This window comes from Variovorax sp. P2_H12 (assembly GCF_056403395.1).
In genome coordinates this window covers 81,733-106,182 of the sequence record NZ_JBFUFO010000002.1, presented here as the reverse complement: position 1 = coordinate 106,182, position 24,450 = coordinate 81,733, and the positions used below count along the sequence as shown (strand labels likewise).

Here is a 24,450-nt window from a genome sequence, read left to right as displayed (position 1 = left end):
ACGGGCCGCAGGAGTGGCAAATGGAATTCAAGGATCGACGCGATGCGGGGCGCAAGCTCGCCGCAGTGCTGGCCGGCTGGCGCGGCCAGCCAGGCCTGCTGGTGCTCGGGCTGCCGCGCGGCGGTGTGCCGGTGGCGTGGGAGATCGCGCACGCCCTGGGCGCGCCGCTGGACGTGCTGGTCGTGCGCAAGCTCGGCTACCCGGGCCAGGAGGAGTACGCCATGGGCGCGATCGCTTCCGGCGGTGTGCGCTTCATGGACGATTCGCCGCTTGCCTGGCCGGTATCCGCAGCGGAGGTCGAGGCCGTGGTCGCGCGCGAGCAGGCCGAGCTGGTGCGCCGCGAGCGGCTCTATCGGGGCGAGCGCCCGCCGCTGGTGCTGGGCGGGCGGGTGCTGCTGCTGGTCGATGATGGCCTGGCGACCGGCGCCACGATGCGCGCCGCCGTGATGGCGGCGCGCGCGGGCCGGCCGCAGCGCATCGTGGTCGCGGTGCCTGTGGCTTCGCGCGAGGCGGTCCAGAGTGTAGCCAGCGTGGCCGACGAGGTGGTGAGCGTTTTCACGCCCGAGCACTTCCGCGCGGTCGGACTCTGGTACCAGGACTTCGGCCAGACCTCCGACGAGGAGGTCTGCCGGCTGCTGGCCGAGAACTGAGAGCCCCCACGCTCCCTCACGTCGTGTACTCGCTGCCCCCGAGGGGGCGCAGGCCGCCTTGGGGCGGCCCGGCGCCGGCCTGAAGGCCTACAACCCCGCGGCTGCGCGCAGCTTCGAGGCGTTGGCCGTGCTCTCCCACGTGAACTCCGGCTCCTCGCGGCCGAAGTGGCCGTAGGCCGCGGTCTTGGCGTAGATCGGGCGCAGCAGGTCGAGCATCTGGATGATGCCCTTCGGACGCAGGTCGAAATGCTCCTGGATCAGGGCGGCGATCTGCGCGTCGGGGATCACGCCCGTGCCTTCGGTGTAGACCGTGACGTTCATCGGCTTGGCGACGCCGATCGCATAGGCCACCTGGATCTGGCACTGGCGCGCGAGGCCCGCGGCCACGATGTTCTTGGCCACGTAGCGCGCGGCATAGGCGGCCGAGCGGTCGACCTTGCTCGGGTCCTTGCCCGAGAAGGCGCCGCCGCCGTGCGGGCAGGCGCCGCCGTAGGTGTCGACGATGATCTTGCGGCCGGTGAGCCCGCAGTCGCCCTGCGGGCCGCCGATGACGAAGCGGCCGGTCGGGTTGATCAGGTAGCGGGTGTCCTTGAGCCACTCCTTGGGCAGCACCGGCTTGATGATCTCCTCGATGATGGCTTCGTTGAACGAGGCCTTCATCTTGGTCGGCGTCTCGCTCTGGTCGGGATGGTGCTGGGTCGAGAGCACCACGGTGTCGATGCTGTGCGGCTTGCCGTCGACGTAGCGCATCGTGACCTGGCTCTTGGCGTCCGGGCGCAGGAAGGGCAGGCGGCCGTCCTTGCGCAGCTGCGCCTGGCGCTCGACCAGCCGGTGCGCGTAGTAGATCGGCGCGGGCATCAGCTCGGGCGTCTCGTCGCAGGCGTAGCCGAACATCAGGCCCTGATCGCCGGCGCCGGTGTTCAGGTGGTCGTCGCTGGCGTGGTCGACGCCCTGCGCGATGTCGTTGGACTGCTTGTCGTAGCAGACCATCACGGCGCAGCCCTTGTAGTCGATGCCGTAGTCGGTGTTGTCGTAGCCGATGCGCTTGATGGTGTCGCGCGCCACCTGGATGTAGTCGACGTGCGCGTTGGTCGTGATTTCGCCCGCCAGCACCACCAGACCGGTATTGGTCAGGGTCTCGGCGGCCACGCGGGAGCGCGGGTCCTGCTCGAAGATCGCGTCGAGGATTGCGTCCGAGATCTGGTCGGCCACCTTGTCGGGATGGCCTTCGGAAACGGATTCGGAAGTGAAGAGAAAATCGTTCGCCATGTAGTGAAGCTCCGTAGCAGGTCAATTGGCGCGTTGCCAACCCGTCTGGGAGCCTTGGCGAACGCTTTAGCAGTGTTGTTTAACGTCGCTCTGCAAGTAGTTCCATAACTCAGCGACAATTCGCATTCTATTCGAGCCGCGCTGTAACCTGCGCGCGCGTCCTTTCCATCCCCATGTTTTGATGATTGCCTTGTTCCGTTTGCTCGCCCGTGTTCCGCTGCCCGTCATGCACGCGATCGGCGGCTGGCTGGGCTGGCTGGTCTGGTGGTTCGCGCCGGATTACCGCCGCCGCTTCAAGGAAAACGCCGAGGCGGCGGGCTTCACGCCGGCGCAGTACCGCCCGGCGATCGCCGCGGCCGGCGCGATGGTCGGCGAGCTGCCGTGGGTCTGGGCCCGCCCGCGCGGTGAAAGCCTGCTGCCGCGTATCGTGCGCTGGGACGGCATCGAGGCCTTCGAGGCCGCGCTGGCCGAGCGCAAGGGCGTGATCCTGGTCTCGCCGCACCTCGGCAGCTGGGAAACCTTCGGCCAGGCGGTGGGCGAGCGCTTCTTCGAGGCCTACGGCCCGATCACGGCGCTGTTCCGGCCGGCGCGCAAGAAGTTCATGGCCGACCTGATCGCCGGTTCGCGGGACCGCCCCGGCCTGCGGACGCTGCCGACCACGGTGGCCGGTGTGCGCGGCCTGATCCGCACGCTGCGCAGCGGCGGCTATACCGGACTGCTGCCGGACCAGGTGCCGCCGCTGGGGCAGGGCGTCTGGGCGCCCTTCCTCGGCCGGCCGGCCTACACGATGACCCTGTTGCCGCGCCTCGCGCAGCAGACCGGGGCCCGCGTCTTCCTCGGCGTCTGCGAGCGCCTGCCCCGCGGCGCCGGCTACGCGATCCGCTTCGTGCCTTTCGACGGCACCGCGATGAGCGACCCCAAGGCCACGCCCGAGGCCGCCGCCACCGCGATGAACGAGGGCATCGAGAAGCTGATCCGCAGCCTGCCCGGCCAGTACGTCTGGGATTACGCCCGCTACAAGCAGCCGCGCGCCGAGGCCGCGGCGGCGGAGGCGGCGCCATGAGCGCAGCGCCGGGCCGCCCCAAGCAAGCTCGCGCCCCCTCGGGGGGCAGCGAGGACACGAAGTGCCGAGCGTGGGGGTCGACATGAGCCTGACATCCCGGCTCGGCATCCGCTTCATGCGCGCTTTGGCGCATGTGCCGTTCCCGCTGGTGCGCGGCTTCGGCGCCGTGCTCGGGCGCGTGCTGCACGTGCTCGCGGTGCCGCGGCGGCGCGTGGTCGACACCAACCTCGCGCTGTGCTTCCCCGGCAAATCGCCGGCCGAGCGGCACCGCATGGCGCGCGAGACCTTCGTCTACGTGGCCCAGTCCTGGCTCGACCGCAGCTGGCTGTGGCATGCACCGGAAGCGGTGGTGACCCGGCGGCTCAAGGTGCATGGCGCGGCCGAGATGATCGAGGAGATCGCCCATGGTCACGAGCCGATGATCCTGTTCGCGCCGCATTTCTACGGCCTGGATGCGGCGGCCACGGCGCTGACCATGCACACGGACCGCCCCTCGACCACCATCTACACCACCCAGCGCGATCCGATGGTGGACGAGTGGATCAGCGAGGGCCGCAAGCGCTTCGGCAACGTGATCACGCTGAACCGGGTCGACGGCATCAAGCCGATCGTCGCGGGGCTGCGCAAGGGCGGCCTGCTGTACCTGCTGCCGGACATGGATTTCGGCCGCGACCAGACCGTGTTCGTGCCCTTCTATGGCGTGCAGGCGGCCACCGTGCCCTCGCTGTCGCGCTTCGCGCGGCTGGGCCGGGCCAAGGTGGTGCCCGTGATCTCGAAGCTCACCCGCGACGGCTACGAGATCGAGGTGCTGCCGGCCTGGAAGGATTTCCCGAGCGACGACGCGGTGGCCGACACCGCCCTGATGAACCAGCGCCTGCAGGGCTACATCGACACCATGCCTTCGCAGTACTACTGGGTGCATCGCCGGTTCAAGACCCGCCCCGAGGGCGAAGACCCGGTGTACTAGGTCCTCCCCCAGGTTGGCTCACTTCGTGTAGCCGCCCACCCCCTCGCCGGGGGCAACACCGGCGGCCCGGCGAAGCCGGTTCCGCGGTGTTTCACCAACGGGCCTGGCTGCGCGGCCGTGCGAACGTCAGCGGGTGCGCTCGAGGAATGATTCGATTTCCGATGCGACGAACGCCGGCTGCTCATGCACCACCCAGTGCGTGGCGCCCGGCATCCGGGTGATTTCGAGCTTCGGCACATAGTCCTCCAGGCCTTCCAGCAGCCCGGGCAGCAGCGCCTTGTCGTCGAGCGCCCACAGCACCAGCGTGGGTGCCGCGACGGTCAGCTTGTCGCGGGGAAGTTCCGGCATCGCGGGCGCCGGCTGCCCCGGCATGGCCGGCTTCAGCGGCGTGACGCGATAGAGGTTGCACGCACCCGTGAGGCCGGCGTTCCAGACCTCGCGGTACTGGTCCTTGACCTTGTCGGTGAGCCAGCCGAAGCCGTCGGGCCCGGCCTTCATCCCCAGGAAGAAGGGCCACATGCGACGGTAGTCGTCGGCCGCCAGCAACGCCTCGGCATCCGGCCGGGCGAGAAAGTTCATGTAGGCGCTGGCCGCCTGCTGCGCCGGGCTGTGCTGCAGTTCGCGCGCGAAGGTCCCGGGGTGCGGCGAATTGATGATCACCAGCCGGCCCAGCCTGTCGCCGTGCCGGTTGCCGAAGCTCCAGCCGAAGGCGCCGCCCCAGTCGTGCGCCACCAGCGTCTCGATGCGGCCGGTCGGGTTCTCGCTGGCCGCCAGTTCGGCGACGTCCTGCACCAGCAGGTGGGCGCGGTAGGCCGAGACCTCGGCGGGCGCGCTGGATTTCTCGAAGCCGCGCAGGTTCGGCGCCACACAGCGGAAGCCGCCGTGTTCGGGCGCGGCGAAGTGTTCGAGCAGTTCGTCCCAGATGAATGCGGCTTCGGGAAAGCCGTGCAGGAACACCATCAACGGGCGCCCGGCGGCGCCGGCCGCGCGGCAGCTCAGGGTGGTGCCGTTCGGCAGCGTACGGGCGAAAGTCTCGATCACAGGCGGTCTCCTTCGTGTGTCCATGCGGCGAGGAGGCGCCTGCGCAGTGCTCAGGGCTGCTCGTCGATGGGTGTTTGCTCGGGGGGTGGGGGCTGCCCGCCCTCGGGATGCGCCCAGCGCCACAGCAGCTCGGCCGCCTCGTCCACGCCTTGCTGCTTCAGCGCCGAGAACAGTTTGACCTCGCCGCCGCCAGCCTGCAGTCGCGCAATCGACAGTGCCTTGGCGCCGTCCGAACGCGTGAGCTTGTCCGACTTGGTCAGGAGCACCAGGAACTTGAGCCCTTCCTCGACCCGCGGCCGGATCACTTCGAGCAGGATGTCGTCGAGCTCGGTGAGGCCGTGGCGCGGGTCGCACATCAACACCACGCCGCGCAGGTTCTCGCGCGTCATCAGGTAGTTGCCCATCACCCGCTGCCAGCGCAGCTTGGCTTCTTTCGGCACGGCCGCGTAGCCATAGCCCGGGAGGTCGGCCAGCACCGCGTCGTCGACCTTCTGCTTGCCGACGCCGAACAGGTTGATGTGCTGCGTGCGGCCGGGCGTCTTCGACGCGAAGGCCAGCCGATGCTGCTGCGTGAGCGTGTTGATGGCCGTCGACTTGCCGGCATTCGAACGGCCGACGAAGGCGATTTCCGGCAGCTCGAAGGGCGGCAGATGCTCGAGTTGCGGAGCACTCGTGAGGAAGTGGGCGGTGTGCAGCCAGCCGCGCGCCACGCGGGCGCGTTCGGCGGCTTCGGGGTCGGCGGCGGTCGCCGTGCGGGAGTAGCTGACGGCGGGCTTCCGCGGCGGGGTGGTCATCGATGAGCTTTCGTAACGGGGCGCCATTGTAGAATCGCCGGGTTTTGCGCCATAAATCCCAAGCCCCCGATATGAAGTTGTTTGCCCATTTTCTGCTTGCAGCCCTGTTGGGCATCGCCGCCAATGCCAGCTTCGCCGCTGACGAGCACGCCTCAAAGCCGGCTGCCGAGGCGCCTGCGAAGGCTCCGAAGCCCGACCCCGCCAAGGGCGACACGGTCTTCAATGCCACGCCGGCCAACAGCCAGAGCTGCGCCTCGTGCCACAACGCGGACGGCAACTCGGCGATCGCGGCGAACCCCAAGCTGGCGCAGCAGCACCCCGAGTACATCCTCAAGCAGCTGCAGGACTTCAAGTCCGGCAAGCGCAAGAGCGCGATCATGAAGCCGATGGCGGCAGCGCTGTCGGACGAGGACATGCGCAACATCGCCTGGTTCGTGGGCTCGAAGAAGATCAAGCCCGGCTTCGCCAAGGACAAGGACACGGTTGCCCTGGGTGAGCGCATCTTCCGTGGCGGCGCCGCCGACCGCCAGATTCCCGCCTGCGCCGGCTGCCACAGCCCGAACGGCGCCGGCATCCCCGCGCAGTACCCGCGCCTGGGCGGCCAGCACGCCGACTACACGGTGCAGCAGCTCAACATGTTCCGCGAAGGCGGTCGCCTGAATTCGCCCGTGATGACTGGGGTTGCCGCCAAGCTCAGCAACAAGGAAATCGCGGCGGTGGCAGACTACATCGCCGGCCTGCGTTGAACCCCGGTTCCGCTTTCTTCTGAACCAACCGCCGATAACAAACTCCTAACAAGGCGGGCCGATCCAGCAGGACGGCCCGCCTTTTTTGCTTTTCACGCGTCGCCTCCATGTCTGTCTCCACCCACGGCCTTCGAGTCCGTCGCGGACCCCAAGTGGTCCGCGCGGCCGTGGAGCTGTTCTCGTCGATGCGCTTCGCGATCGCGCTGCTGACCATCATCTGCATCGCATCGATCATCGGCACCGTGCTCAAGCAGCACGAACCCTTCGGCAACTACGTCAACCAGTTCGGACCCTTCTGGGCCGAGGTGTTCCACGCCGCGAAGCTCGACGCGATCTACAGCGCCTGGTGGTTCCTGCTGATCCTCCTGTTCCTGGTGATCAGCACCTCGCTGTGCATTGCGCGCAACACGCCGCATATCTTCAGGGACCTGAAGACCTACAAGGAAAACATCCGGGCGCAGAGCCTGAAAGCCTTCGGCCAGCGGGCCCAGGCCGTGCTCGCCGAAACGCCCGACACGGCGGCCAACCGCATCGGCCAGCTGCTCGCGGGCGGCGGCTGGAAGGTCAAGCTGCAGCACCGCGAGGGCGATGGCTGGATGGTTGCCGCCCGTGCGGGTGGTGCCCACAAGCTCGGCTACATCGCGGCCCACAGCGCGATCGTGCTGGTGTGCATCGGCGGGCTGCTCGATGGCGACCTGGTGGTGCGGGCCCAGACCTGGTTCAACGGCAAGAGCGTCTACACCGGCGGCGGCCTGATCGCCGATGTGGCGCCGGAGCACCGCCTGTCGCCGCGCAACCCGACCTTCCGCGGCAACATCCTGGTGCCCGAGGGCGCGCAATCGAGCGTCGCCATCCTGAACCAGTCCGACGGCGTGCTGCTGCAGGACCTGCCCTTCTCGATCGAACTCAAGAAGTTCATCGTCGAGTACTACTCGACCGGCATGCCCAAGCTGTTCGCGAGCGAGGTCGTGCTGCACGACCGCGCGACCGGCGAGCAGTTCCCCAAGCGCATCGAGGTCAATCACCCCGCCAGCTACAAGGGCGTCGAGATCTACCAGTCGAGTTTCGACGACGGCGGCTCCAGCGTGAAGCTGAAGGCGGTGCCGATGGCCGCGGCGGCCAAGCCCTTCGAGATCGACGGCACCATCGGCGGCAGCAGCGAGATCACCAACGGCAGCGACCGGCTCACCCTGGAGCTGGTGGCGCTGCGGGTCATCAATGTCGAGAACTTCGCCGACGGCAACGGCGGCGCCATGACCAGCGGGGCCGATGTCCGCAAGGTCGACCTGCGGCACGACCTCGAGTCGCGTCTGGGCGCCGCCAACAAGACCAACAAGCCCAAGGTGCTGCGAAACATCGGGCCCAGCATCGGCTACAAGCTGCGCGATGCCTCGGGGCAGGCGCGCGAGTTCCAGAACTACATGGTGCCGGTGGACACCGGCGACGGCCAGCCGGTGTTCCTGCTCGGCGTGCGCGAGCGGCCCGAGGATCCGTTCCGCTACCTGCGCGTGCCGGCCGACGAGCAGGGCTCGATGGACGGTTTCGTGCGCATGCGCGCCGCCCTGGCCGATGCCGACGTGCGCGCCCGCGCCCTCGACCGCTACATCGCGCGCGCCGCCGACCCGAAGCGGCCCGAGCTCGCGGCCCAGCTGCGCGGGTCCGCCGCGCGTGCTCTGGCCCTGTTCGCGGGCACCGAGCGGGCCAAGGCCGATGCGGTGAGCGCCGGCGGCTGGCAGGCGGTGGCCGAGTTCATGGAGGCCAACGTGCCCGAGGCCGAGCGCGAGCGCGCCGCCGCGGTGCTGGTGCGGATCCTCAACGACGTGCTGTTCGAGGTGCTCAACGTAAGCCGCGAGAAGGCCGGCCTGGCCGCGATGCCGCCGGACGAGAAATCGCAGCTCTATCTCACGCAGGCGGTGCTGGCGATCAGCGATGCGCATTTCTATCCGGCCCCGGTCGCGATGATGATGAGTGACTTCAAGCAGGTGCAGGCCAGCGTGTTCCAGGTCGCCCGTGCGCCCGGCAAGAACATCGTCTATCTGGGCTGCCTGTTGCTGATCGTGGGCATTTTTGCGATGCTGTACGTGCGCGAGCGCAGGCTGTGGGTGTGGCTCGCGAAAGACGGCGACGACCCCCGCGGCACGGCGGCGACCCTGGCCTTCTCGGTCAACCGCAAGACCATCGACAGCGATCGCGAATTCGAGCACTTGAAGCACAAGCTGCTCGCCATCAGGAAAGACACCGCGTCATGACCACCACCACGCTCACGCTCAACGACAGCTGGCTCTCGCGCCGCAATCCTTTCGACTGGGTGTTCGCGCTGCTGACGGTGGCCGGCGCCTTGTTCGCGTTCTCGCGCTACCACGGGGCGATGGACTACTACGAGAAGACGATCCTGGTGGCGACCGTACCGGCCGCGATCTGGCTCGGCTGGTTCTGGCGGCCGCTGCGGGTGCTCGCGATCGTGGTCGCCGCGGCCGCGCTGCTGGCCATCGTCTCCTACCAGGGCGACCTGGCACGCGCCGACAGCGTCTTCTGGCTCAAGTACTTCCTGTCGAGCCAGTCGGCCATCCTCTGGATGAGCGTGCTGTTCTTCATGAGCACGCTGTTCTACTGGATCGGCTTCTTCGGCGGCAAGCAGGGCGACGCCATGGACCTGATCGGCTCGCGCCTGGCCTGGGCCGCGGTCACGATGGCGCTGATCGGCACCATGGTGCGCTGGTACGAGAGCCACCAGCTCGGCCCGGACATCGGCCACATCCCCGTCAGCAACCTGTACGAGGTGTTCGTCCTCTTCTGCTGGCTCACGGCCGCCTTCTACCTGTATTTCGAATGGCGCTACCGCACGCGCGCGCTGGGCGCCTTCGTGATGCTGGTGGTCAGTGCCGCGGTGGGCTTCCTGCTCTGGTACACGCTGGTGCGCGACGCCCACGAGATCCAGCCGCTGGTGCCGGCGCTCCAGAGCTGGTGGATGAAGCTGCACGTGCCGGCCAACTTCATCGGCTACGGCACCTTCTCGCTGGCGGCCATGGTCGCTTTCGCCTACCTGATCAAGGAGCAGGCCGACGAGACCCGCTGGTACAAGCTGACGCCGATCTGGCTGTTGGGCGTGGCCCTGTGCTTCGTGCCGGTGGCGTTCCGCCAGCGGGTGCAGGAGGCCGGCGGCAGCTACTGGGTCGGCTACGCGGCGATCTCGGCGCTGATCGCGGCGGGCATCCTGATGGGCCGCAAGCGCATCGCGGCGCGGCTGCCCGCCAACGAGGTGCTGGACGACGTGATGTACAAGTCGATCACGGTCGGCTTCGCCTTCTTCACCATCGCGACCGTGCTGGGCGCGCTCTGGGCGGCCGATGCCTGGGGCGGCTACTGGAGCTGGGACCCGAAGGAAACCTGGGCCCTGATCGTCTGGCTCAACTATGCGGCCTGGCTGCACATGCGGCTGGTGAAGGGCCTGCGCGGGACCGTGGCGGCCTGGTGGGCGTTGGCCGGGCTGGCCGTGACCACCTTCGCGTTCCTGGGCGTCAACATGTTCCTGAGCGGGCTGCACAGCTACGGCACCCTGTAGGCGCACGCCGGTCTTTCGCTCGTGAAATGATCCGCAGGCGCCCTGGGCGCGTAACCGGATCGGCGTCGGCAACGAACTCACCCTGACACACGATTCAGGCGAAAGGCATTCCATCATGTTGATTCACTCCCGCGACGACGGCTTCATCCACCCGCGTTCGAGCGAGATCACTCCCCGCGCCGTCTACGAAGGCCGGCGCGACATGCTGCGCTGGCTGGCCGGCGGCGCAGCCGGTGTCGCCATGGCCTCCTGGGCCGCGCGCGACGCCATGGCGCAGGCGACGGCACCGGGCAAGCTGGCCGCCTTGCCGGGCGCGAAATCGGCGGTGCCCGGGGCCCAGACCATGGAAAAGCTGACCGACTACAAGGACGCCACCAGCTACAACAACTTCTACGAGTTCGGCACCGACAAGGGCGACCCGGTGAAGAACGCCGGCAGCCTCAAGACCCGGCCCTGGACGGTCGAGGTCGAGGGCCTGGTCAAGAAGCCCGGCAAGTACGGCATCGAGGACCTGATCAAGCTCAGCGCCCAGGAAGAGCGCATCTACCGGCTGCGCTGCGTCGAAGGCTGGTCGATGGTGATCCCCTGGGTCGGCTATTCGCTGTCCGAACTCATCAGGAAGGTCGAGCCGCAGGGCAATGCCAGGTACGTCGAGTTCCTGACGCTGGCCGACCCCAAGACGATGCCTTTCGTCGGCTCGCGCGTGCTCGACTGGCCCTACGCAGAAGGACTGCGCATGGATGAGGCGATGCACCCGCTCACGCTCCTGACCTTCGGCATGTACGGCGAGGTCCTGCCGAACCAGAACGGCGCGCCGGTGCGCATCGTCGTGCCCTGGAAGTACGGCTTCAAGAGCGCCAAGTCGATCGTCAAGATCCGCTTCGTCGAGAAGGAGCCCGGCACCGCCTGGAACAAGGCGGCGGCGCAGGAGTACGGCTTCTATTCCAACGTCAACCCGAACGTCGACCATCCGCGCTGGAGTCAGGCGACCGAGCGCCGCATCGGCGACGGCAGCGGGCTGTTCGCCAAGCGCAGCAAGACCCAGATGTTCAACGGCTACGAGGCGCAGGTCGGCCAGCTGTACGCCGGCATGGACCTGAAGAAGAATTATTGAGACCTTGCGGGACAGACCAAGAAACTGCGCAGCAGTTTTTGCTCTGTCCTCAACTGATCAGAAACACCCATGAACAAGCTGCTGCTGCACCCGGGCGCCAAGCCGCTGGTGTTCGTGCTGTGCCTGCTGCCCTTCGCCTGGCTGTTCTACGGCGCGCTGACCGATGGGCTCGGCGCCAATCCGGCCGAGTACCTGATCCGCTCGGCCGGCGACTGGACCTTGCGCTTCATCTGCATCGTGCTGGCGGTCACACCGCTGCGGGTCATCGGCAAGGTCAATGCGCTGGCGCGCTTTCGCCGCATGCTGGGGCTGTTCGCCTATTTTTACGTGGTGGTGCACCTGCTGAGCTACGCCTGGTTCGACATGGGCTTCGAGTTCGCCGACATCGCCAAGGACATCGCCAAGCGGCCGTTCATCCTGGTCGGTTTCTCGGCCTTCGTGCTGCTCACGCCGCTGGCCGCCACGTCGTTCAACCGCGCCATCAAGGCGCTGGGTGCGAAGCGCTGGCAGGCGCTGCACAGGTTGGTCTACGTGATCGCCGGGCTGGGCTTGCTGCACTTCTTCTGGATGCGCGCGGGCAAGAACAACTTCGCCGAAGTGTTCGTGTATGCCGCGATCGTCGGGCTGCTGCTCGGCTGGCGCGCATGGAACTTCGCGCGCAACAGGAAGCAGCAGGCGCGGCCGATGGCTTCGGCGCGCACCCAGCTCAGCAAGTGATCCGGCGGCGCCTGCCGCTCAGGCGCCCGGTTGCTCGCTGCGCAGCTGGTCCTCGATCGTCTCGCGGCGGCGGATCAGCGTCGCCTGGGTGCCGCTGACCAGCACTTCCGCGGCTCGTCCGCGGGTGTTGTAGTTGCTCGCCATTGCCATGCAGTAGGCGCCCGCGGAGAGCACGGCGAGCCGATCGCCGGGTGCCACCCGAAGCACGCGGTCGCGGCCGATCCAGTCGCCGCTTTCGCAGACCGGGCCGACCACGTCGTAGGTGATGGCCTCGGCCTGGCGCTCGGCCAGCGGAACGATCTGGTGGAAGGCCTGGTACATGGCCGGCCGCGGCAGGTCGTTCATGGCCGCATCGACGATGCAGAAGTTCTTTTCCTCGCCGGGCTTGAGGTAGAGCACCTCGGTCACGCAGACACCCGCGTTGCCGACCAGCGAGCGTCCCGGCTCGACGATCAGCCGGCGCCGACCGAAGCCGCGCGCATCGAGGCGCGCGAGCAGTTGCTGCCAGAGCGCATCGGCGGCCGGCGGGGTATCGCCGTTGTAGTCGATGCCCAGGCCGCCGCCGAAGTCGAGGTGGTGCAGCGGGATGCCGGCCGCCTCGATCGCCTCGACCAGGTCGAGCACGCGCTCGAGCGCCTCGAGGTAGGGCGAGGCATCGGTGATCTGGGAGCCGATGTGGCAGTCGATGCCGACCACCTGCAGGCCCTGCAGGGAAGCCGCGTGCCGGTAGATCGAGACCGCGCGGTCGTGCGCCACGCCGAACTTGTTGCCCTTGAGGCCGGTCGAGATATACGGATGCGTCTTCGGGTCGACGTTGGGATTGATGCGGATGCTGACCGCCGCGCGGAGGCCTTCCTCGAGCGCAACCGTGTTGAGCACGTCGAGTTCGGCTTCGCTCTCGACGTTGAAGCAGCCGATGCCGGCCGCCAGCGCCTGGCGCATCTCGGTGCGGGTCTTGCCCACGCCCGAGAAGATCACCTTGGCCGGATCGGCGCCGGCCGCGAGCACGCGCGCCAGTTCGCCGCCCGAGACGATGTCGAAGCCGCAGCCGGCCTCGGCGAAGACGCGCAGCACGCCGAGCGAGGAATTGGCCTTGATGGCATAGCAGACCAGGGCGTCGCGGCCCTCGAAGCCGCGCTGGTAGGCGGCCAGCGCGTCCAGCATCCATTGCTTCGAGTAGACGAAGAGGGGGGTGCCGTAGGCCTGCGCGAGTTCGGACAGCGGCTGGCCCTCGATCTGCAGCACGCCGTCCTTGTGCGCGATGTGGGGGTGGCCGGGAAGCCTTGCGACCGTGTGGTTCACTTCGTGGCTCCGGCGGGCGCACTGCTGGCTGCCGCTGGCGGCGGGACGGCGGGGGAGTCGGTGGCCGCGGAGGCGGGCGGGGTGGGCAGCAGCAAGCCGGGCAGCGTGGCGCGGTCCTTGGCGACCGGATCGGTGGGCAGATACAGCCCGCCCTTCTGACCGCAGGCCGTCAAGCCGACCCCAACGAGCGCGAGGCCAACGGCGCTCACTAGAATTTGGCGAACATTCAACATGGCGAAATTGTAATGACCGACCCCGAGTACATGGACCGCGCAGAATCTGCGCTGGCAGCGATCGAGCGCGGCTGCGACCGCATCAACGACGCGACCGACGCCGATATCGACAACCAGCGCGTCGGGGGGATGATCACCATCACGTTCCGCAACGGCAGCCAGTTGATCATCAACCTGCAAAAGCCGCTGCAGGAAATCTGGCTCGCGGCCCGCTCCGGCGGCTACCACTACCGGCACGACGGCCAGTCCTGGGTCGACACCAAGACCGGCGAGGAGTTCTTCGGCAACCTGTCGCGCGAAGCCACGCGGCAGGCCGGCCAGCCGCTCCAATTCAGCGCTGGCTGAGCGCCGCGCGCCGTCCCCTCTCGGCCGGCGCAGCCCGGCCCGTTGGTGAAACACCGCGGAACCGGCTTTGCCGGGCCGCCGGTGTTGCCCCCGGCAGGGGGTGGGCGGGCTACACGCAGTGAGCCCAACCTGGGGGCGAGCTCAATTCCTGAACAAATCCAGGATCCGGCTGCGTTCCTCGACCGGCGCCGGTGCGCTGATCGGTGGCGCCGCAATGGCCTCCGCCGGCTGCGTCGGCCCGCTGTCCATGCCCAGGGTCGCGACACCGCGTCCCGGCGCATAGTCGTCGTAGTACCACTCGCCGCCGACATTCACCACGCCCGAAGGCGCAGGCACCTCGGCCACCGGAACGCCCTTGATCGCGGTCTCCATGAAGTTGATCCAGATCGGCAGGCTCAGGCCGCCGCCGGTCTCGCGGTCGCCGAGCTTGCGCGGCGTGTCGTAGCCCATCCAGGCCACCGCCGCCATCGTCGGCTGGAAGCCCGCGAACCAGGCGTCGAGCGAATCGTTGGTGGTGCCGGTCTTGCCGTAGATGTCGGTGCGCTTGAGCGTGGCTTGCGCCTTGGCCGCGGTGCCGCCGCTGGCCACCGATTGCAGCAGGCTGGCCATCAGGAAGGCATTGCGCTGCGGCACCGCGCGCAAGGTCTCGTTGAGCAGGGGCGGCTGCTTGTCGACCAGCACCTTGTCCTTGTGGTCGGTCACCCGCGTCACGAGGTACGGATTGACGCGGTAGCCGCCGTTGGCGAACACCGAATACGCGGTCGCCATCTGCATCGGCGTGACCGAGCCGGCGCCCAGCGCCATCGGCAGGTAGGCCGGGTGCTTTTCGCGCTCGAAGCCGAAGTTGGTGACCCAGTCCTGTGCGTAGCGCGTGCCGATCGATTGCAGGATGCGGATCGACACCATGTTCTTGGACTTCATCAGGGCGCGGCGCATCGGCATCGGCCCTTCGAAGGTTCCGTCGTAGTTCTTCGGCTCCCAGGGCTGGCCGCCGGTGGTGCCGGCGTCGAAGAAAAGCGGCCCATCGTTGATCACGGTGCTGGGCGTGAAGCCCTTCTCGAGCGCGGCCGAATAGATGAAGGGCTTGAAGCTCGAGCCCGGCTGGCGCCAGGCTTGCGTGACGTGGTTGAACTTGTTCTTGTCGAAATCGAAGCCGCCGACCATGGCCTTGATCGCGCCGTCGCGCGGGTCCATCGCGACGAAGGCGCCTTCCACTTCGGGCAGCTGGGTGATTTCCCAGGCCCCCTTGGGCGTCTTGACGACCCGGATCACCGCGCCGCGGCGGATTCTGATGTTCGGCGGCGCCTTGTCCGAGAGGCCGGATTGCGCCGGCTTCAGGCCTTCGCCGGTGATCATCACGCTGTCGCCGTTGCCGCGCACCGCCTGGATCTCCTTGGGACTGGCCTTCAGCACCACCGCCGACATCACGTCGCCGTTGTCTGGATGCTCGGCCAGCGCGTCGTCGACCGCCTCGTCCAGCTCCTTGGGGGAGGCCGGCAGGTCGACGAACTTCTCGGGGCCGCGGTAGATCTGGCGGCGCTCGTAGTCCATGATGCCTTTGCGCAGCGCCCGGTAGGCCGCCGCCTGGTCGGCCGCGACCAGCGTGGTGTAGACCTTGAGGCCGCGCGTGTAGGTGCTGTCGCCATACTGCGCGTACATCAGCTGGCGCACGGTTTCGGCCACGTATTCGGCATGCAGGCGCGTCGGATCGGCGGCGTCGCGCAGCTGCAGTTCTTCCTTGCGGGCTTCGGCGGCCTGCTCGGCGGTGATGAAGCCGGCCTCCTGCATGCGGTCGATCACGTACTGCTGGCGCCCGCGCGCGCGGGCCGGATTGTTGACCGGGTTGTTGGCGCCTGGCGCCTTCGGCAGGCCGGCCAGCATCGCCGCCTGGGCGATCGTGATGTCCTGCAGGGGCTTGCCGAAGTAGGCCTCGGAGGCCGCCGCGAATCCGTAGGCCCGGTTGCCCAGGTAGATCTGGTTCAGGTAGATCTCGAAGATCTGGTCCTTCGTCAGCAGGTGCTCCAGCTTGAAGGTCAGCAGCACTTCATAGATCTTGCGGGTCAGCGTCTTTTCCGAGCTCAGGTAGACGTTGCGCGCCACCTGCATCGTGATGGTCGAGGCACCCTGGCTCTTGGCGCGGTTCATGTTCGCGATGCCCGCGCGCAGCATGCCCTTGTAGTCGACGCCGCCGTGGTCGTAGAAGCGGGCATCCTCGGCCGCCAGCACGGCATCCTTCACCACCTTCGGAATGGTCGCGATGGGCGTCAGGTTGCGACGCTCCTCGCCGAACTCGCCGATCAGGATCCCTTCGGCCGAAAACACCCGCAGCGGCAGCTTGGGCCGATAGTCCGCGAGCTCGGAAATGTCGGGCAGGTTCGGGTAGGCGACCGCGAGTGCCACGGCGATCACGCAGACCAGGGCGAGCCCACCGGCCGCCACGATCCCGAGGCTCCACAAGATGAACCGGAGCAACCATGTCAGCCAGGCCGGGCGTTTGGGAGCGTGAGCCTTGGCAGGCCCTTTGGGTCGAGAGGTTTCGGGCATTGAGGCTGTCAGAGTCTGCGCGCATTATAAAAACGCCCCGCTTCGGGACGGAGCGTCGGTAGCAGTTAGGACCCAAGTACTCCTATTTGTGACGTAAGTTGCAGTTCAGAACAGTGACGTCGACTTTTGACAACGATTGCTCACGCCCTGGAGATTCGGCGCTTGGTTGGGCTCGCACCTTGCTGCTAGCATGCAACCACACGCAAATATTTCCAATCGTTACAAACGGATGGGATCGAACTTGACAGCTCTCGGATCGTTGTTTCGCCGCCAGCCCGCGCCCCTGCTCGGGTTGGACGTCAGTTCGTCCAGCGTGAAGCTGGTCGAGCTGGGCCGTGATGCGAGCGGCAAGCTCGTGCTCGAGCGCTGCGCCATCGAGCCCCTCGAGCGCGGCTGGATCACCGACGGCAATGTCGAGAAGTTCGACGAGGTGGCGGAGGCCGTGCGGCGCGTGGTCCGCAAGAGCGGCACGCGCACCAAGAACGTCGCGCTGGCCCTGCCGCCGTCGGCCGTGATCACCAAGAAGATCGTGCTGCCCGGCGGCATGAGCGAGCAGGAACTCGAGATCCAGGTCGAGTCCGAAGCCAATCAGTACATTCCGTTCTCGCTGGACGAAGTCAGTCTCGACTTTTGCGTCATCGGACAGAGCGCCAGCTCGGCCGGCGACGTCGAGGTGCTGATCGCTGCCTCACGCAAGGAGAAGGTGCAGGACCGCCAGGGCCTGGCCGAAGCTTCGGGCCTCAAGGCCGTGATCCTGGACGTCGAGTCCTATGCCTCGCGGCTCGCCACTTCGCGCCTGATCGAGCTGCTTCCCGGCCAGGGCCAGGATGCGGTCGTCGCCCTGTTCGAGGTCGGTGCGTTCACTACCAGCATGCAGGTGCTGCGCAACCAGGAAGTGCTCTACGACCGCGACCAGGCCTTCGGCGGGGCGCAGCTGACCCAGCTGATCGTTCGGCAGTATGGCTTTTCGGTCGAAGAGGCCGAGGTCAAGAAGCGCAGCGGGGAACTCCCCGACGATTACGGCGCGGGCGTGCTCAAGCCCTTTGTCGCCAGCATCGCGCAGGAAATCGCCCGGGCGCTGCAGTTCTTCTTCACCAGCACGCCGCACAACCGTGTCGACTACGTGCTGCTGGCGGGTGGCTCGGCGGCGCTTCCCGGCCTCACCAGCGCCGTGACGCGCCAGACTTCGTTCGCCTGTTCACTGGTGAACCCGTTCGATGGCATGGAGATCGGCAGCGGCATCCGGGAGAAGAAGGTGCGGCGCGAAGCGCCGTCCTACCTCACCTCTTGCGGACTGGCCATGCGGAGGTTCCTGCAGTGATCCTGATCAATCTGCTCCCGCACCGGGAAGCGGCCCGCAAGCGTCGGCGTGAGACCTTCTACGTCACGCTGGGCCTTTCCGCGGTGCTGGGTTGCGTCATCGCCGGCGCCGCGTTTCTGTGGTTCGAGGCCCAGATTTCGGGTCAGCAGGCGAAGAACACGATGCTCAAGACCGAGATCGCCAAGCTCGAGATCGAGATCAAGGAGATCTCCACCCTGCAGGCTGAAATCGCGGCCCTGCGTGCGCGCCAGCAGGCGGTCGAGGATCTGCAAGGCGATCGCAACCTGCCGGTGCACCTGCTCAACGAACTGGTGCGGCAGTTGCCTGACGGCGTCTACATCACGAGCATGAAGCAGGAGAACCAGACGGTCACGCTGCAAGGCATGGCGCAGTCGAACGAGCGAGTCTCCGAGCTGCTGCGCAACCTGGGCAACAGCAGTCCCTGGCTGGTCAAGCCGGAGCTGATCGAGATCACCTCGGCGACCGTGAACCTGACGCCACGCGACCAGCGGCGGGTCGCCAACTTCAAGATGCGCATCGGTCTCAAGCGGCCGACCGACGCCCAGAAACCCGGCGCCGTGCCGGCGCAAGTCAAGGCGAAGGGGTAAGCGCTCATGCCAAAGAAACGCCCCTCCTTCGACCTGGCGCTGAGCCTGCGGCGCTTCGGCCAGCAGTTCCAGGGACTGAACCCCAACGACCCTTCGGTCTGGCCGCCGGTGCCACGCTACGCCTTGTGCGTTGCGGTCGCCGCCGCGGTTCTTGTTGCGCTGTGGTTCGTCTGGCTCACCAATTCGAACGACGAACTCGATGCCGAGCGCGCCAAGGAAGTCACGCTCAGGGCAGACTACCAGAAGAAGGTGGCGCAGGCCGCCAATCTCGATCTGCTGAAGAAGCAGCGCGAACAGGTCCAGCAGTTCGTCACGGTGCTCGAGAAGCAGCTGCCGAGCAAGGCCGAAATGGATGCGCTGCTGTCCGACATCAACCAGGCCGGGCTCGGCCGCAGCCTGCAGTTCGAGCTGTTCCGACCGGGTCAGGTCGTGGTCAAGGACTACTACGCGGAGCTTCCGATCGCGGTGCGCGTGACCGGCCGCTACCACGACATGGGCGCCTTCGCCGCCGACATCGCGAATCTGTCGCGGATCGTGACCTTGAACAATCTCTCGGTGGCGCCGCAGAAGGACGGGGTGCTGGTCATGGATGCCACGGCGCGGACCTATCGCTATCTGGACGAGGAAGAGCAGAACATGCAGAAGCGCGCCGCGGCCGCGGGGGCGAAGAAGAAATGAGGGCGCTCAGCTTTCTGGTGCTTGCGGCCGCTGCGGTGGGCCTGACCGGCTGCATCGGTTCGGAACAGGAAGACCTCCAGCGTTGGATGGCCGAACAGCGCGCGCAGGTGAAGCCCAGCGTGCCTCCGATCACGGAGCCGAAGAAGTTCACGCCGCAGGCCTACAGCGAGAGCGCCGCCTTCGACCCCTTCAACATGCAGAAGCTGACGCAGGCGCTGCGGCGCGACTCGGCCCAGCCCAGCAGTTCGGGTCTGATTGCCCCCGAACTGGTGCGGCGCAAGGAAGCGCTCGAGGCCTTCCCGCTCGATTCGATGGCGATGGTCGGAAGCCTGAGCCGCAACGGCCAGCCCGTGGCGCTCATCAGCGTCGACAAGCTGCTCTACCAGGTGCGGGTCGGCAACTATCTGGGACTCAACTACGGGCTCATCACCCGTATCAGCGAAACCGAACTCGGCTTGCGTGAAATCGTGCAGGACGCCGCCGGTGAATGGATCGAACGGGTGGCGACGCTGCAGTTGCAAGAGAGGTCGAAAAAATGAAGACACAAAAATCAATGCTGGCGCAGTGGCTGCGCGTCGCCGGCGCGGCGCTGGTGGCGTTCGGCGCGGCGGCCGTCGTGCATGCCCAGAATGCGATCGAATCCGTCACGAGCTCGATGCAGTCCGGCGCAGAGGTGATCCGGGTCGATTTCACCCAGCCACTCGCCGTGGCGCCGACCGGCTTCGCGATCCAGTCGCCGGCCCGCGTCGCACTCGACTTCCCGGGTGTCACCAACGCCATCGGACGCAACGCGATCGAGATCAACCAGGGCAACCTGCGCTCGGTCAACGTGGTCCAGGCCGGCGAACGCACCCGCCTGGTGTTGAACCTCAAGCAGGCGACTGCCTACAAGACCGAGATCCAGGGCAAGTCGCTGCTGGTCTCGCTGGAGCCGGTGGCCGGCGCGGCGCTGGTGGCCTCGGCCCAATCGGCCTTCGCCGAGAACCGCAACCGCGACATGCTGCCGCTGCGCGATGTCGATTTCCGCCTCGGCAGCGACAACACCGGCCGCGTGATCGTCGACCTGGCCAACAACCAGGTGGGTGTCGACATCCGCCAGCAAGGCAAGAACCTGGTGGTGGAATTCACCAAGTCGACCTTGCCCGAAGGCCTGCGCCGCCGACTCGACGTGTCCGACTTCGGCACGCCCGTGCAACTCGTGACCACCCAGCAGGTCGGTGACCGCGTGCGGATGGTGATCGAGCCCCGCGGCGAGTGGGAGCACAGCGCCTACCAGAGCGAGAACCAGTTCGTGGTCGAAGTGCGGCCGCGCAAGATCGATCCGACCAAGCTGACGCAGGGCGTGGGCTACAACGGCGAAAAGCTGTCGCTGAACTTCCAGAACATCGAGGTGCGCTCGCTGCTGCAGGTGATCGCCGACTTCACGAACTTCAACATCGTGACTTCCGACTCGGTCACCGGCTCGCTGACGCTGCGCTTGAAGGACGTGCCCTGGGACCAGGCGCTGGACATCATCCTGCAGGCCAAGAACCTCGGCATGCGCAAGAACGGCAGCGTGCTGTGGATCGCGCCCAAGGACGAGATCAACGCCAAGGAAAAGATGGAGTTCGAGGCCCAGGCCGCGATCCAGAACCTGGAGCCGCTGCGTACCCAGTCCTTCCAGCTCAACTACACGAAGGCGCTGCAGATCGCCGCCGGCCTGACCGGCACCGGCGCCTCCAGTGGCGGCGGCGCCGGCACGGCGACCCGGATCCTGAGCCCGCGCGGCAGCGTGATCGCGGAAGCGCGTACCAACCAGTTGTTCGTGTCGGACATCCCGTCTCGCCTGGTGCAGGTGGCCGAGCTGATCCAGAAGCTGGACATCCCGGTGCGCCAGGTCCTGATCGAGGCCCGCATCGTCGAAGCGGCAGATACTTTCGGCAAGTCGCTGGGCGTGAGGCTGGGCGGCGGCGTGTTGAACAACAACAATGCGATCGGGCCGACGGTCTTCGTTCCCGGAACTGCGAACACGGCGGCGAACATCATCTCGACCCCGACGGGCAGCAACTTCGTCAATCTGCCATCGACCGGTGTCACGGGCAACGGCAGCGCGCCGGGCACTTTCGCGATTTCGCTGTTCAATTCCAGCTTGTCGCGCATCCTGAACCTCGAGATCTCCGCCCTGGAAGCCGACGGCAAGGGCAAGGTGGTGTCGAGCCCGCGCGTCGTGACGGCCGACCAGACCAAGGCCTTGATCGAGCAGGGCACGGAATTGCCCTACCAGGTCGCGACCTCCAGCGGCGCCACCTCGATCGCGTTCCGCAAGGCCAACCTGAAGCTCGAGGTGACCCCGCAGATCACGCCCGAGGGCAACATCATCCTGACGCTCGACGTCAACAAGGACACGGTGGGACGGCCGACCACGGCCGGCTTCGCGATCGACACCAAGCACGTGCAGACCGAGGTGCTGGTCGAGAACGGTGGGACGGTCGTCATTGGTGGTATCTTCGAACTCACTGAATCCAATGACGAGTCGCGCATCCCGGTGCTCGGTGAAGTGCCTTATCTCGGGGCACTGTTCCGGACGCGCACTCGCACTGCCAACAAAACTGAAATGCTCGTCTTCATCACCCCGAAAATGATCACCGACCGCAACGCTGCGCGTTGAACGCGCAGCGTTCGTAGCTTCGCATGGCGGTCGCACTCGTCGGCTTGCCCGGCGCCGGAAAATCCGCGATTGGCCGGCGTCTGGCGCAGCGCCTGCAGCTTCCCTTCATTGACAGCGATCATGTGATCGAGGATCGGCTCGGCTGTTCGATCCGCGACTACTTCGAACGCGAGGGGGAGGCCAGTTTCCGGGATCTCGAGCAGTCGGTCATCGCCGAACTGGCGGCGGCGCCCCACGGCGTGGTGGCCACCGGCGGCGGCTGCGTGTTGCGGGAGGCCAATCGGCAAACCCTGCGCGCCAACTTCCATGTGCTCTACCTGCGTTCGACGCCCGAGGATGTGTTCCGGCGGCTGCGCCACGACGTCAAGCGGCCGCTGCTGCAGGTGGCCGACCCGCTGGGCCGCTTGCGCGAGCTCCATGAGGCGCGCGATCCGCTCTACCGTGAGACGGCCCACGAGATCGTCGAGACCGGCCGGCCGTCGATCGCGATGCTGGTCAACATCATCGTGATGCAGCTCGAGCTCGCCGGGGTCGTGGTGCCCGACGCCAAGGGACATCCGGTCGACTGACCCGGGGCCAGTCGGCGTGCACCTAAACTCGGGGGCATGCCATTGTCCGTTCTGCCCGTCCCCCCTCAACATGTCGAGATCCATCTCGGCGAGCGCAGCTACCAGATCCTGATCGGCAGCGAGCTGCTCGGCGATGCACGCAGTTTCGCGACCGTGCCGGCGGCTGCCAGCGCCCTGATCGTCACCAACACCACCGTGGCGCCACTCTATGCGGCGGCCCTGCAAAAGGCGCTGGCCGGCCGCTACCGCGAAGTGCACGTGCTCGAACTGCCCGACGGCGAGGCCCACAAGGACTGGCAGACCCTGAACCTGATCTTCGATACGCTGCTGGCCCGAGGCAGCGACCGCAAGACGGTGCTGTTCGCGCTCGGGGGTGGCGTGGTGGGCGACATGACCGGATTCGCCGCCGCCAGCTACATGCGTGGCGTGCCTTTCGTGCAGGTGCCGACGACGCTGCTGGCGCAGGTCGATTCGTCGGTTGGCGGCAAGACCGCGATCAATCACCCCCTGGGCAAGAACATGATCGGCGCCTTCTACCAGCCGCAACTGGTGCTGTGCGACCTGGCGACGCTGGCCACGCTGCCGCCGCGCGAACTCAGTGCCGGGCTGGCCGAGGTCATCAAGTACGGCCCGATCTACGACATGGACTTCCTGGCCTGGATCGAGGACCACATCGATGCACTGATCGCCCGCGAGCCCACCGCGCTGGCGCACGCGGTCAAGCGCAGCTGCGAGATCAAGGCCGAGGTCGTGGGCCAGGACGAGCGTGAAGCCGGCCTGCGCGCGATCCTCAATTTCGGCCACACCTTCGGCCACGCGATCGAGTCGGGGCTCGGCTACGGCGAGTGGCTGCACGGCGAGGCGGTCGGCTGCGGCATGGTCATGGCGGCGCATCTGTCGCAGCGGCTCGGCGGCATCGACGCCGCCTTCGTCGCGCGGCTGACGGCATTGGTTCGTCGCGCTGGCCTTCCGGTCACCGCGCCGGCGCTCGGGGCCGAGCGCTACCTTGAGCTGATGCGCGTCGACAAGAAATCGGAAGCCGGCGAGATCCGTTTCGTGGTCATCGACAAACCGGGCTCGGCGGTGGTGCGCAGCGCGCCCGATGCGATGGTGCGCGAGGTGCTGGCGCATTGTTGCGTGGCCTGACATGAGCCTCGCGCCCTATGCCTGCGACCCCGCGCGCTCGCGCGGCCGGCGCCATCCCGAGGTGCCGGCGCCGACGCGCGACGCCTTCCAGCGCGACCGCGACCGGATCGTTCATTCGACCGCCTTCCGGCGCCTGGTCTACAAGACCCAGGTCTTCCTGAACCACGAAGGCGACCTGTTTCGGACCCGGCTCACGCATTCGCTCGAGGTCGCACAACTGGGCCGTTCGATCGCGCGGGCGCTCCGGCTCAACGAGGACCTGGTCGAGGCGATCGCGCTGGCCCACGACCTGGGCCACACCCCTTTCGGCCATGCGGGCCAGGACGCGCTCGATGCCTGCATGCAGGGCCACGGCGGCTTCGAGCACAACCTGCAGAGCCTGCGCGTGGTCGACGAACTCGAGCATCGCTACCCGCAGTACGACGGCCTCAACCTGAGTTTCGAAACCCGCGAAGGCATTCTCAAGCACTGCTCGCGCGCCAACGCCGAGCGCATCGAGGCCGAGGAGCCGGGCGGGGTGGGGCGGCGCTTTTGCGACCGCACCCAGCCCGGGCTCGAGGCGCAGCTGTGCAACCTGGCGGACGAGATCGCCTACAACGCACACGACATCGACGACGGCGTCCGGTCGGGGCTGATCGGTATCGATCATCTCGGCGAGGTCGACCTGTTCGATCGTCATCGGCGCGAGGCCTTGGCCGAGCATCCCGGCCTGCAGGGGCGACGGGTGCTGTACGAGACCATTCGCCGGATGCTCAGCGCGCAGGTCTACGACGTCATCGACGCCACCCGCAGTGCGCTCGAATCGACCGCGCCGGCGGATGCGGACGCGGTGCGCCGAAGCGCGCCGCTGGTGCTTTTCAGCGCCCGCATGCGCGTGGAGTCCTCGGATCTCAAGCGCTTCCTGTTTCGCAATCTTTATCGCCACCCCCGAGTGATGCAGACAGCGGACCAGGCCCAGGCCGTCGTGCGTGCGCTGTTCGACGCCTACCTCGACGACGCCGCCCAAATGCCCGAGGCCTTCGCCCAGCGTGCCGACCGCCAGCGAGGCGTCGCGGACTACATCGCCGGCATGACCGACCGGTTCGCGATCCGGGAATACGAGCGCCTCACGGGGCGGCGGTGGGTCGAATGAGC

The 24,450-nt window shown here is 67.3% G+C and carries 23 protein-coding genes; 17 read left to right on the top strand and 6 right to left on the bottom strand.

Annotation, left to right across the window (positions count from 1 at the left end; all coding sequences use genetic code 11):
• The first annotated feature begins 20 nt into the window (after positions 1-20).
• Complete coding sequence (locus tag AC1DYK_RS02105) at positions 21-650, top strand: phosphoribosyltransferase (RefSeq protein WP_478164743.1); 630 nt, start codon at positions 21-23, stop codon at positions 648-650.
• Positions 651-737: 87 nt separating this feature from the next.
• On the opposite strand, the gene metK is transcribed toward AC1DYK_RS02105, so the two are convergent.
• Positions 738-1,919 (bottom strand): methionine adenosyltransferase, encoded by a 1,182-nt coding sequence (metK, locus tag AC1DYK_RS02100; protein WP_478088318.1) that lies wholly within the window; start codon positions 1,917-1,919, stop codon positions 738-740.
• A gap of 181 nt (positions 1,920-2,100) precedes the next feature.
• On the opposite strand from metK, the gene AC1DYK_RS02095 reads away from it, so the two are divergent.
• Positions 2,101-2,982, top strand: coding sequence for a lysophospholipid acyltransferase family protein (locus tag AC1DYK_RS02095; protein ID WP_478164742.1), 882 nt, complete (start codon positions 2,101-2,103; stop codon positions 2,980-2,982).
• Positions 2,983-3,064: 82 nt separating this feature from the next.
• Positions 3,065-3,949 carry a lysophospholipid acyltransferase family protein gene (locus AC1DYK_RS02090; RefSeq protein ID WP_478164741.1) on the top strand — a complete coding sequence of 295 codons (885 nt, stop codon included), beginning with the start codon at positions 3,065-3,067 and terminating at the stop codon, positions 3,947-3,949.
• A 126-nt stretch (positions 3,950-4,075) separates the two neighbouring features.
• Here the strand turns inward: AC1DYK_RS02090 and AC1DYK_RS02085 are convergent, their stop codons facing one another.
• Entirely contained in the window at positions 4,076-4,990 is a 915-nt protein-coding gene (locus AC1DYK_RS02085) for an alpha/beta fold hydrolase (protein WP_478164740.1), read from the bottom strand.
• Between the two features lie 50 nt (positions 4,991-5,040).
• Positions 5,041-5,784 (bottom strand): ribosome biogenesis GTP-binding protein YihA/YsxC, encoded by a 744-nt coding sequence (yihA, locus tag AC1DYK_RS02080; protein ID WP_478164739.1) that lies wholly within the window; start codon positions 5,782-5,784, stop codon positions 5,041-5,043.
• 71 nt (positions 5,785-5,855) lie between these two features.
• On the opposite strand from yihA, the gene AC1DYK_RS02075 reads away from it, so the two are divergent.
• The 5 genes from AC1DYK_RS02075 (at position 5,856) to AC1DYK_RS02055 (ending at position 11,923) form a co-directional block, all read left to right on the top strand.
• A complete protein-coding gene (locus tag AC1DYK_RS02075) occupies positions 5,856-6,530 on the top strand; it encodes a c-type cytochrome (protein WP_478164738.1) in 675 nt (224 codons plus the stop codon).
• Between the two features lie 107 nt (positions 6,531-6,637).
• Positions 6,638-8,779 carry a cytochrome c biogenesis protein ResB gene (locus tag AC1DYK_RS02070; RefSeq protein ID WP_478164737.1) on the top strand — a complete coding sequence of 714 codons (2,142 nt, stop codon included), beginning with the start codon at positions 6,638-6,640 and terminating at the stop codon, positions 8,777-8,779.
• The gene (gene ccsB, locus AC1DYK_RS02065; protein WP_478164736.1) at positions 8,776-10,092 is read left to right on the top strand and encodes a c-type cytochrome biogenesis protein CcsB; all 1,317 of its coding nucleotides are present in this window, start codon (positions 8,776-8,778) and stop codon (positions 10,090-10,092) included. Before AC1DYK_RS02070 ends, ccsB begins: the two co-directional genes overlap by 4 nt.
• A gap of 115 nt (positions 10,093-10,207) precedes the next feature.
• Entirely contained in the window at positions 10,208-11,206 is a 999-nt protein-coding gene (msrP, locus tag AC1DYK_RS02060; protein ID WP_478164735.1) for a protein-methionine-sulfoxide reductase catalytic subunit MsrP, read from the top strand.
• Between the two features lie 69 nt (positions 11,207-11,275).
• Positions 11,276-11,923 (top strand): protein-methionine-sulfoxide reductase heme-binding subunit MsrQ, encoded by a 648-nt coding sequence (locus AC1DYK_RS02055; RefSeq protein ID WP_478164734.1) that lies wholly within the window; start codon positions 11,276-11,278, stop codon positions 11,921-11,923.
• A gap of 18 nt (positions 11,924-11,941) precedes the next feature.
• On the opposite strand, the gene lysA is transcribed toward AC1DYK_RS02055, so the two are convergent.
• Together lysA and lptM are read right to left on the bottom strand one after the other, a co-directional pair.
• Complete coding sequence (lysA, locus tag AC1DYK_RS02050; protein ID WP_478164733.1) at positions 11,942-13,225, bottom strand: diaminopimelate decarboxylase; 1,284 nt, start codon at positions 13,223-13,225, stop codon at positions 11,942-11,944.
• Entirely contained in the window at positions 13,222-13,458 is a 237-nt protein-coding gene (gene lptM, locus AC1DYK_RS02045; protein ID WP_478164732.1) for an LPS translocon maturation chaperone LptM, read from the bottom strand. Before lptM ends, lysA begins: the two co-directional genes overlap by 4 nt.
• 12 nt (positions 13,459-13,470) lie before the next feature.
• On the opposite strand from lptM, the gene cyaY reads away from it, so the two are divergent.
• Entirely contained in the window at positions 13,471-13,803 is a 333-nt protein-coding gene (gene cyaY, locus AC1DYK_RS02040; protein ID WP_478164731.1) for an iron donor protein CyaY, read from the top strand.
• A gap of 141 nt (positions 13,804-13,944) precedes the next feature.
• On the opposite strand, the gene AC1DYK_RS02035 is transcribed toward cyaY, so the two are convergent.
• Positions 13,945-16,347 carry a penicillin-binding protein 1A gene (locus AC1DYK_RS02035; protein WP_478164730.1) on the bottom strand — a complete coding sequence of 801 codons (2,403 nt, stop codon included), beginning with the start codon at positions 16,345-16,347 and terminating at the stop codon, positions 13,945-13,947.
• Positions 16,348-16,588: 241 nt separating this feature from the next.
• On the opposite strand from AC1DYK_RS02035, the gene AC1DYK_RS02030 reads away from it, so the two are divergent.
• Genes AC1DYK_RS02030 through AC1DYK_RS01995 form a run of 8 tightly spaced genes read left to right on the top strand, consistent with a single transcriptional unit; the run spans position 16,589 to position 24,448 of the window.
• The gene (locus tag AC1DYK_RS02030) at positions 16,589-17,668 is read left to right on the top strand and encodes a pilus assembly protein PilM (RefSeq protein ID WP_442284757.1); all 1,080 of its coding nucleotides are present in this window, start codon (positions 16,589-16,591) and stop codon (positions 17,666-17,668) included.
• Positions 17,665-18,276 (top strand): PilN domain-containing protein, encoded by a 612-nt coding sequence (locus AC1DYK_RS02025; protein WP_478089211.1) that lies wholly within the window; start codon positions 17,665-17,667, stop codon positions 18,274-18,276. The genes AC1DYK_RS02030 and AC1DYK_RS02025 overlap by 4 nt, the downstream gene beginning before the upstream one ends.
• A gap of 6 nt (positions 18,277-18,282) precedes the next feature.
• Positions 18,283-18,954 carry a type IV pilus inner membrane component PilO gene (locus AC1DYK_RS02020; protein ID WP_478164729.1) on the top strand — a complete coding sequence of 224 codons (672 nt, stop codon included), beginning with the start codon at positions 18,283-18,285 and terminating at the stop codon, positions 18,952-18,954.
• The gene (locus tag AC1DYK_RS02015) at positions 18,951-19,493 is read left to right on the top strand and encodes a pilus assembly protein PilP (protein WP_478164728.1); all 543 of its coding nucleotides are present in this window, start codon (positions 18,951-18,953) and stop codon (positions 19,491-19,493) included. Before AC1DYK_RS02020 ends, AC1DYK_RS02015 begins: the two co-directional genes overlap by 4 nt.
• Complete coding sequence (locus tag AC1DYK_RS02010) at positions 19,490-21,601, top strand: type IV pilus secretin PilQ (protein WP_478164727.1); 2,112 nt, start codon at positions 19,490-19,492, stop codon at positions 21,599-21,601. The genes AC1DYK_RS02015 and AC1DYK_RS02010 overlap by 4 nt, the downstream gene beginning before the upstream one ends.
• A gap of 23 nt (positions 21,602-21,624) precedes the next feature.
• On the top strand, positions 21,625-22,170 hold the full coding sequence (locus AC1DYK_RS02005) for a shikimate kinase (protein WP_478089207.1): 546 nt from the start codon (positions 21,625-21,627) through the stop codon (positions 22,168-22,170).
• A 36-nt stretch (positions 22,171-22,206) separates the two neighbouring features.
• Positions 22,207-23,316 carry a 3-dehydroquinate synthase gene (aroB, locus tag AC1DYK_RS02000; protein ID WP_478164726.1) on the top strand — a complete coding sequence of 370 codons (1,110 nt, stop codon included), beginning with the start codon at positions 22,207-22,209 and terminating at the stop codon, positions 23,314-23,316.
• A 1-nt stretch (position 23,317) separates the two neighbouring features.
• Positions 23,318-24,448 (top strand): deoxyguanosinetriphosphate triphosphohydrolase, encoded by a 1,131-nt coding sequence (locus AC1DYK_RS01995; RefSeq protein WP_478089205.1) that lies wholly within the window; start codon positions 23,318-23,320, stop codon positions 24,446-24,448.
• Positions 24,449-24,450: the final 2 nt, after the last annotated feature.

Coding starts and splice junctions, on each gene's coding strand:
- AC1DYK_RS02105 (WP_478164743.1), top strand. CDS start 21: ATGGAATTCAAGGATCGACGCGATGCGGGGCGCAAGCTCGCCGCAGTG.
- metK (WP_478088318.1), bottom strand. CDS start 1,919: ATGGCGAACGATTTTCTCTTCACTTCCGAATCCGTTTCCGAAGGCCAT.
- AC1DYK_RS02095 (WP_478164742.1), top strand. CDS start 2,101: ATGATTGCCTTGTTCCGTTTGCTCGCCCGTGTTCCGCTGCCCGTCATG.
- AC1DYK_RS02090 (WP_478164741.1), top strand. CDS start 3,065: ATGAGCCTGACATCCCGGCTCGGCATCCGCTTCATGCGCGCTTTGGCG.
- yihA (WP_478164739.1), bottom strand. CDS start 5,784: ATGACCACCCCGCCGCGGAAGCCCGCCGTCAGCTACTCCCGCACGGCG.
- AC1DYK_RS02075 (WP_478164738.1), top strand. CDS start 5,856: ATGAAGTTGTTTGCCCATTTTCTGCTTGCAGCCCTGTTGGGCATCGCC.
- AC1DYK_RS02070 (WP_478164737.1), top strand. CDS start 6,638: ATGTCTGTCTCCACCCACGGCCTTCGAGTCCGTCGCGGACCCCAAGTG.
- ccsB (WP_478164736.1), top strand. CDS start 8,776: ATGACCACCACCACGCTCACGCTCAACGACAGCTGGCTCTCGCGCCGC.
- msrP (WP_478164735.1), top strand. CDS start 10,208: ATGTTGATTCACTCCCGCGACGACGGCTTCATCCACCCGCGTTCGAGC.
- AC1DYK_RS02055 (WP_478164734.1), top strand. CDS start 11,276: ATGAACAAGCTGCTGCTGCACCCGGGCGCCAAGCCGCTGGTGTTCGTG.
- lptM (WP_478164732.1), bottom strand. CDS start 13,458: ATGTTGAATGTTCGCCAAATTCTAGTGAGCGCCGTTGGCCTCGCGCTC.
- cyaY (WP_478164731.1), top strand. CDS start 13,471: ATGACCGACCCCGAGTACATGGACCGCGCAGAATCTGCGCTGGCAGCG.
- AC1DYK_RS02035 (WP_478164730.1), bottom strand. CDS start 16,347: ATGCCCGAAACCTCTCGACCCAAAGGGCCTGCCAAGGCTCACGCTCCC.
- AC1DYK_RS02020 (WP_478164729.1), top strand. CDS start 18,283: ATGCCAAAGAAACGCCCCTCCTTCGACCTGGCGCTGAGCCTGCGGCGC.
- AC1DYK_RS02015 (WP_478164728.1), top strand. CDS start 18,951: ATGAGGGCGCTCAGCTTTCTGGTGCTTGCGGCCGCTGCGGTGGGCCTG.
- AC1DYK_RS02010 (WP_478164727.1), top strand. CDS start 19,490: ATGAAGACACAAAAATCAATGCTGGCGCAGTGGCTGCGCGTCGCCGGC.
- AC1DYK_RS02005 (WP_478089207.1), top strand. CDS start 21,625: ATGGCGGTCGCACTCGTCGGCTTGCCCGGCGCCGGAAAATCCGCGATT.
- aroB (WP_478164726.1), top strand. CDS start 22,207: ATGCCATTGTCCGTTCTGCCCGTCCCCCCTCAACATGTCGAGATCCAT.
- AC1DYK_RS01995 (WP_478089205.1), top strand. CDS start 23,318: ATGAGCCTCGCGCCCTATGCCTGCGACCCCGCGCGCTCGCGCGGCCGG.